Below are 7,715 nucleotides of genomic sequence, written 5' to 3'. Positions count from 1 at the left end.
CGCGGCGAAGCGAAGCGAGACGTGGGAGCCGGTGGGTGGGCCCACACCGGCGAGGGCCCCGCGGCGAAGCGAAGCGAGACGTGGGAGCCGGTGGGTGGGCCCACACCGGCGAGGGCCCCGCGGCGAAGCGAAGCGAGACGTGGGAGCCGGTGGGGACTAGAGTGACTTTCGTGAGCACCTCTGCCGGCTGGGACCATCCCCGCACGTCCTTTTACACTGACCACTACGAGCTGACCATGCTGCAGGCGTCGCTGCATTCAGGCGCCGCGCACCGCAAGTCGGTCTTTGAAGCCTTTGCCCGGCGGCTGCCCGACGGCCGGCGCTACGGCATCGTGGCAGGTACCGGACGGCTGCTGGAGGGCATTGCGAATTTCCGCTTCGGAACGGCTGAACTGGACTTCCTGGCCCGCACTAAGGTGGTCAACGAGGAGACGCTGGAGTACCTGGCGTCCTACCGTTTCTCCGGAGACATCTGGGGCTACCCGGAAGGTGAGGCGTACTTTCCGAACTCCCCCATCCTGATCGTTGAGGCCACCTTCGCAGAAGCGTGCATGCTGGAGACGTACCTGCTGTCCGTGCTTAACCACGACAGTGCCATCGCCTCCGCCGCGTCCCGGATGATCAGCGCCGCAGGCGGGCGCCCCTGCATCGAAATGGGCTCCCGGCGCACCCATGAGGAAGCCGCCACCGCCTCCGCGCGGGCAGCCATCATTGCCGGCTTCGACAGCACGTCCAACCTGGAGGCGGGCATCCGCTACGGAATCAAGACCGTGGGCACCGCCGCCCACTCCTTCACCCTCCTGCATGACACGGAGCGGGATGCCTTCGAGGCCCAGATTGCCTCCCTCGGAGACGGAACGTCACTGCTCGTGGACACGTACGACGTCGAAGCGGCCGTGCGCACGGCAGTGGACCTTGCGGGTCCACGCCTGGGGGCGGTCCGGCTGGATTCCGGCGACCTTGTGGCGCAGGCCCAGTGGGTCCGCCAACTCCTGGACAGCCTGGGCAACGAAAACACCAAAATCGTGGTCACCTCCGACCTGGACGAGTTTGCCATCGCCGCCCTGCAGTCAGCCCCCGTTGATTCCTATGGCGTGGGCACCTCGTTGGTCACCGGGTCCGGGGCCCCGACCGCCAGCATGGTCTACAAGCTGGTGAGCCGAACGGACGACGACGGGAGGTTCGTCTCCGTGGCCAAGGCCGCCAAGAACAAGGCCAGTGTGGGCGGGCGCAAGTACGCGCTGCGGAAACTGAACGAACGCGGCATTGCCACCGCCGAGGTAGTGGGGGTGGGCCGCCGGCCCGAGGACGACGGCAATGACCGTCCGCTGCTGCAGCAATTTATGAAAAACGGTGAACTGATCCCGGGCTGGACCGGCCATGAAGGCGTCATCCGGGCCCGCCGGCGCCACACCGAGTCCATGGCTGAACTTCCCGCCGTGGTCAACCGCCTGCAGCGCGGCGAAGCAGCCATCCCCACCATCTACGAGGAGAACTGATGTCCCGCGCCCTGATCATTGTTGACGTCCAGAACGATTTCTGCGAGGGCGGCGCGCTTGCCGTGGCTGGCGGCGCAGCGGTGGCTGGTGCCATCAGCGAATACGTTGATGCCCACCACAGCGAGTTCGACCACGTAGTGGCTACCCAGGACTGGCACATCAACCCCGGAGACCATTTCTCCGAAACCCCTGACTTCATCGACAGCTGGCCGCCGCACTGTGTGGCGGGAACCCGCGGCGCAGAGCTCCACCCGGACCTGGACACCGAGTACATCGACGCCTACTTCCAGAAGGGCCAGTTTGCTGCCGCCTACTCCGGCTTCGAGGGACTGCAGGCCCCCGAAGACGCCGTTCCCACCGGGGAACGGCAGCCCGGTGCATTGCCCGGCGCCGGCGACGCTGACCGGTACGCGGCCGCCGAAGATGCCATCGGCCTGGACGACTGGCTGCAGAGCAACGACGTCGAGGACGTGGTGGTGGTGGGCATCGCCACCGACTACTGCGTCAAGGCGACGTCCCTGGACGCCGTACAGGCGGGGTACTCCGTGACGGTCATCCGCTCACTGACGGCAGGAATTGCGGAGGACCTTGAGGAAGCGGTCACCGAAATGGAGCTCGGCGGCGTCGACGTCGCCTGAGCAGCAGCACAAGAAAAGCGTGGCCGGGCCTGGAGGGCACGGCCACGCTTTTCTTTCTGCCCGCTCCTACTTCCGGCCGATGAACCAGTCCTGAAGCTTCCGAAGGCGGGACTGCAGCTGTTCCTCGTTGGCCTGCGCAACCGGCGGACCACCGCAAACCGTCCTCAGCTTGGTGTGGACCACGCCGTGGGGCGTCCCGGTGCGGGCGGACCAGGCAGCGACGTTCTTGGCCAGTTCGTTCCGGAGATCCATCAGCATCCGGTGGTCCGGGACGGCCGGAGCCGCGATTTCCGCCGCCGGGACACCCCGGTTCTTGCGGTTGAGCTGCTCATGCTGGCGCTGGCGCAGCAGCGTGCCCACCTGTTCGGCATCCAGCAGCCCGGGGATTCCCAGGAAGTCCATTTCGTCGTCGGAGCCCACCTCGCCGCCGGTGCCGAACTCGCCGCCGTCGAACAGGACACGGTCGAAGGACGCCTGCGAGTCCAGTGCCTCGAACTTGCCCTTCGTGAGGCTGTCCGATGCCTTGTCCTCCCGGTTGGCCTCCGCCATCAGGGAATCCTCGGGATTGAACAAGCCGTCGGCGTCCTCCTTCTCGGGGCGGTCCAGGGCGTGGTCGCGCTCGGCCTCCATGGAGTTGGCCAGGGCCATCAGCTGAGGCACGGACGGCAGGAAGACCGACGCCGTCTCGCCCCGTTTGCGGGCGCGCACGAAGCGACCCACGGCCTGGGCGAAGAACAGCGGCGTGGAAGTGGACGTTGCGTACACACCCACCGACAACCGGGGCACGTCAACGCCTTCGGACACCATGCGGACCGCCACCATCCACCGCTTCTCACTGGCGGTAAATTCCTCGATCTTGCTGGAGGCCTTGGCGTCGTCGGACAGAATCACCGTGGGCGACTCGCCGGTGATCCGCTTCAGCTGCCCGGCGTAGGCCCTGGCGTCCTCGTGGTCGGTGGCGATGACCAGCCCGCCCGCATCCGGAACGGTACGGCGCACCTCGCTGAGACGCTTGTCCGCCCCGGCAAGGACAGCCGGAATCCATTCGCCGGCCGGGTTCAATGCCGTGCGCCAGGCGTGGGAGGTGATGTCCTTGGTCACCGCTGCCTCGCCAAGGGACGCCGCCATCTCCTCGCCTGCGCTGGTTCGCCAGCGCATCTGCCCGGAGTACGCCATAAACATCACCGGACGGACTACGTGGTCCCGCAGGGCGTTGCCGTAGCCGTAGGTGTAGTCCGCCTTGGACCGACGGATCCCGTCCCGGTCCTCCGCGTACTCCACAAACGGGATGGGAGAGGTGTCGGAGCGGAACGGCGTGCCGGTCAGGGACAGCCGGCGCGCAGCGGGATCGAACGCCTCCCGGAGGCCGTCGCCCCAGGACAGCGCCTCGCCGCCATGGTGGATCTCGTCCAGGATCACCAGTGTGCGCGCGGCCTCGGTCTTGGCCCGGTGCAGCATGGGTTTGCTGGCCACCTGGGCGTACGTCACGGCGACGCCAATGAAGCCGCGCCCGTGCTGGCCGTCAGAGTTTTTGAAGTTGGGATCGATGGCAATACCCACCTTGGCCGCCGCATCCGCCCACTGGCGCTTGAGGTGGTCCGTGGGCGCCACGATGGTCACGCGGTTGACTGCGCCGGAGTCGATGAGCGTGGACGCGACCCGGAGCGCGAAGGTGGTCTTACCCGCGCCGGGCGTGGCCACGGCCAGGAAGTCCCGGGGATTTGTCCTCAGGTAGAGGTCCAGGGCTTCCTGCTGCCAGGCACGGAGTTTCGGGGCGGTTCCCCAGGCTGCACGTTCCGGATAAGCCGGAGGCAGGGTGGGGCCGCCAAAAAGCGTCTCCGTCACTACTTGTTGTTGCCTGAGTCCCCTCCGGGACCCTTGCCGCCGTCGTTGCCCGGGCGGAGGCCTTCATAGACCTCTTTGCACATCGGGCACACCGGGAACTTCTGCGGATCCCGGCCGGGCGTCCAGACTTTGCCGCACAGTGCGATGACGGGTTCCCCGGTCAGCGCGGACTCCATGATCTTTTCCTTGCGCACGTAGTGCGAAAAGCGCTCCCGGTCTCCGGGCTCCACCTCCTGGCGCAGTTCCTCGCGCTCAATGGTGGCCGTGGACGTTCCAGCCCCGGAAAGCTCGCGCATCGGGTCGTTTTCGAGAGGGTCCGTCATGCTAGTCATGCCAACCATCTTAGCCTTTCCGGCTGGTGGGCGTTCGACGGCGGCGCATCCAGCCGCGGTTGGAAACAGCCGCCGCCGCTGTACTTTTCCCCTACTGGACAGGGCCGTTGCCGTGCGGTCAAATACCTTGCCAGCCGGGCTTGTTGTCATAGGTGTGGCGGTAAAAATCCGCCAGTTTCAGGGCCGAGGCGGCAGCCTCGTCCAGCAGGACGGTGGTGTGGGGATGGAACTGCAGCACCGATGCAGGGCAAATCGCGGACACCGGCCCTTCGACAAACTCCCGGACAGCCTGGGCTTTTTGAGCGCCGGTTGCCACGAGGATCACATGCCGGGCATCCATGATCGTCCCCAGACCCTGGGTCAGGACGTGATGCGGAACCTCGGCAAGGCTGCTGAAAAACCGGGCGTTGTCCCGGCGTGTCTGTTCGATGAGGCTCTTGATCCGGGTGCGGGACGCGAAGGAGGACCCCGGCTCGTTGAAACCGATGTGGCCGTCGGTGCCCACACCGAGGAGCTGCAGGTCGATGCCGCCGGCCCCGGCGATGGCCTCCTCGTACGCACGGCAGGCCGCGAGGATGTCTGTGGCCGTCCCGTCCGGTCCGTGGACATTCTCGGGGGCGATGTTGACCCGGTCGGTGAACTCCCGCCGGATGACCTCGCGGTACGATTCGGGATGCCCCGCCGGCAGGCCCACGTACTCGTCCAGGGTGAAAGCCGAGGCACGGCTGAAGTCCAGGCCGTCCCGCTCGTGGCGGGCAGCGAGCTCATCGTATGTGGGCAACGGCGACGATCCGGTGGCGAGCCCCAGGACTGCGTCCGGCTTGTGGCGGAGAAGCTCCCCAATGGCGTCCGCGGCAAGCGTCCCGATCTGTTTGCTGCCGTTGAGGATGACTACTTCCATGCTGTTCCTTCCGGGGCCGTGTCAGTTCTTCACTTCGTTGACTGCTGCCGTGGCAACTGCTTAGCGGTTCACGGTGACCTGGGCCAGCAGCTCAGGTCCGCGGGCGTCCAGCCATCTTCCGCCCAGCCGGACACCCACCACAAACAGGACCAGGCCCAACACGAGACCGACGGCAAGGTTCAACCAGCCGAACAGGCTGTTGCCGGTGACCAGCTGTGCGATCAGGAGGGCGGCCTCCGGCAGCACCAGGACCGTCAGGATTCCCAGTCCGGCGAACTGGACGGCAAGGGTTTGGCCCACATTTCCCGGAGGTTTCTTGAAGGGGCTGTCGCCCGGCAACGGAACTGCCACGGTGTAGCGGGCGGAAACCACCGAGGACAAACCCAGTCCCGTGAAGAGGATCCCCAGGCTTAGCCCCAACTGGCCGGGCAGCACGTCCCAGTCACCGGTGAAGGCAGAGTAGCCACCGGCGAACACCAGGACTACCGGCAGGGCGAAGGCAAGGCACGCCAGGGCACGGCCCAGCCTGTCGTCCAGGCCCCGGACCCCGCTGGCCAGATGCAGGGCGAAGGCGGTGTTGTCATAGGACACATCGGCGGAGATGGACCAGGCGAGGATAAACGCCGACAGCGGGGCCAGGAGCGCCAGGGTGCTGAAGTCACCGGTTTGGCTGCCTTGGAACACCAGCACCACCGGAAGAAGCGGGACCACGATGAGCGAGCCGGAGTAGCGGGGGTCCCGGACCCAGTACGTGAGGGCCCTGGCCATCACGGCGCCGGCAGGAACAGCGGGCAGGAACCCGAGCAGCCCCAGCTTGCCGCCCGTGCGCCTGCCGCTGCCCGAGTAGGGCGGAGTGACGAGGGCCCGTTCCAGCAGCAGCTTCCAGCACCATGCGAGGCCGGCGAGCACCGCAACGGACATCAGCAGCTTCACCGCCGCCGCGTCGGGCCGGCCGGCCGCGACGTCGCCGGCCAGGGCCCAGGGCGCGCCAAGTGGAGTCCACGACAATGTCAGGGCGAAGTCCGGAAGGAATTCGGTGGAGGCGGTGATCCCCCGTCCTACCCCCGCAACGATGGGGCCCAAAAGGACCAGCGGCACCATAAACGCGACGGCGCTCACGTCCTTGAAGCGGCGGGACGACGCGAGGCTTGCCGTAGCCGTGGTCACCACCTTGGACAACACGATGCAGATGAGCAAGCCCACTGTTGCCCCCACCAGGGCTGCGAGCGCGGGCAATACGCCGTGGGACCAGGTCACCACCGTGGACAGTGCCACCAGGGCGGTTGCCAGGCCAGGAATGCCGATCAGTCCGCCCAGCGCCAGCCCTGCGAGCATCTGCTTCATCGGGATGGCGAACGTGGTGAAGCGGGCCGGGTCCAGGGTCATGTCCGTGGCCGAGGCCACCACCGGGATGATTCCCCAGCCGAGGACGGCCGCGGAACCGCCAAGCACCACGGCGGTGTACGCCAGTTCGTGCTCCGCGTGGCGAAGCAGGACCAGCACCACCACCAGGGTGGCCACGACGCTGAGGGCATAGAGCCCTGCGAACGCCATGCCCACCAGCTGCCAGGGGCTGCGGCGCAGGCCGTTGCGCAGCAGCGTGATTTTGAGCCTTAGAAGGTGCGCAACCATTCGAGCCCTTCCGTGTGGCTGCGTCCGCCCACCAGCTGGACGAACCGGTCCTCCAGGGAGACTCCCCCGCGCACCTCGTCGACGGTGCCCGTGGCCAGCAGCCTGCCTCCGGCCACCACCGCGACGTGATCGCACATGCGCTGCACCAGGTCCATCACGTGGCTGGACACAATCACCGTGCCGCCGGATGCCACATAGCTGTCCAGTATGGAGCGGATGTTGGATGCAGACACAGGGTCGACGGCTTCGAAGGGCTCGTCCAGCACCAGCAGGCGGGGCGCATGAATCAGGGCTGAGGCCAGGGCGATCTTTTTGGTCATGCCCGCCGAGTAGTCCACCACCAGCGTTCCGGCGTCCTGGGCCAGGTCCAGTGCCGCCAGCAGCTCGCCCACGCGGCCGGATACAACTTCCTTGTCCATTCCCCGCAGCAGCCCCGCGTACGTAATAAGCTGCTCGCCCGTCAGCCGGTCAAACAGCCGTACGCCGTCCGGCAGGATTCCCATCAGCCGCTTGGCCTCCAGCGGGCGGGCCCAGACATCCACCCCATGGACGACGGCGGTGCCGAAGTCCGGGCGCAGCAGCCCGGTGGCCATCGACAGAGTGGTGGTCTTGCCTGCGCCGTTGGGTCCGACAATCCCGAAAAAGGAACCTGCGGGGACGTCCAGGCTGACGCCGTCCACCGCAATCTTTTGCCCGAAGCGTTTGGCGAGTCCGCGGATGGACAGTGCGGCCACGGTACCGGCGGACCGCGCCGGGTCTGGTTGCTGAGCAGTCATGAAGCCAGACTAGTCCTCAGGCTGCGGCAGCAGGGTCCTCCTGCAGGAGTAGCGAAAAAGGCGTAGGACAACCTCCACCGGGCTACCCGCTT

The 7,715-nt window shown here is 66.8% G+C and carries 7 protein-coding genes; 2 read left to right on the top strand and 5 right to left on the bottom strand.

What is annotated here, in order from left to right; translation table 11 throughout:
* The first annotated feature begins 170 nt into the window (after positions 1-170).
* Complete coding sequence (locus ACFVYC_RS02430; RefSeq protein ID WP_387546159.1) at positions 171-1,499, top strand: nicotinate phosphoribosyltransferase; 1,329 nt, start codon at positions 171-173, stop codon at positions 1,497-1,499.
* On the top strand, positions 1,499-2,137 hold the full coding sequence (locus tag ACFVYC_RS02425; RefSeq protein ID WP_387546157.1) for an isochorismatase family protein: 639 nt from the start codon (positions 1,499-1,501) through the stop codon (positions 2,135-2,137). The genes ACFVYC_RS02430 and ACFVYC_RS02425 overlap by 1 nt, the downstream gene beginning before the upstream one ends.
* A gap of 66 nt (positions 2,138-2,203) precedes the next feature.
* Here the strand turns inward: ACFVYC_RS02425 and ACFVYC_RS02420 are convergent, their stop codons facing one another.
* The 5 genes from ACFVYC_RS02420 to ACFVYC_RS02400 form a co-directional block, all read right to left on the bottom strand.
* Positions 2,204-3,982, bottom strand: a complete 1,779-nt coding sequence (locus ACFVYC_RS02420; RefSeq protein ID WP_387546155.1) for a DEAD/DEAH box helicase — start codon at positions 3,980-3,982, stop codon at positions 2,204-2,206.
* The gene (locus ACFVYC_RS02415) at positions 3,982-4,323 is read right to left on the bottom strand and encodes a DUF3039 domain-containing protein (protein ID WP_387546152.1); all 342 of its coding nucleotides are present in this window, start codon (positions 4,321-4,323) and stop codon (positions 3,982-3,984) included. The genes ACFVYC_RS02420 and ACFVYC_RS02415 overlap by 1 nt, the downstream gene beginning before the upstream one ends.
* Positions 4,324-4,432: 109 nt before the next feature.
* A complete protein-coding gene (gene nagB / locus ACFVYC_RS02410) occupies positions 4,433-5,215 on the bottom strand; it encodes a glucosamine-6-phosphate deaminase (protein ID WP_387546149.1) in 783 nt (260 codons plus the stop codon).
* A 60-nt stretch (positions 5,216-5,275) separates the two neighbouring features.
* Complete coding sequence (locus ACFVYC_RS02405; RefSeq protein WP_387546146.1) at positions 5,276-6,847, bottom strand: transporter; 1,572 nt, start codon at positions 6,845-6,847, stop codon at positions 5,276-5,278.
* On the bottom strand, positions 6,829-7,623 hold the full coding sequence (locus ACFVYC_RS02400; protein ID WP_387546143.1) for an ABC transporter ATP-binding protein: 795 nt from the start codon (positions 7,621-7,623) through the stop codon (positions 6,829-6,831). The genes ACFVYC_RS02405 and ACFVYC_RS02400 overlap by 19 nt, the downstream gene beginning before the upstream one ends.
* Positions 7,624-7,715 lie beyond the last annotated feature (92 nt).

Origin of the sequence: Pseudarthrobacter sp. NPDC058329, assembly GCF_042879835.1 — a bacterium.
In the GTDB taxonomy this organism is placed as follows: domain Bacteria; phylum Actinomycetota; class Actinomycetes; order Actinomycetales; family Micrococcaceae; genus Arthrobacter.
Note: the sequence above shows the minus strand (reverse complement) of the source record. Positions and strands in the feature narration are given on the sequence as shown.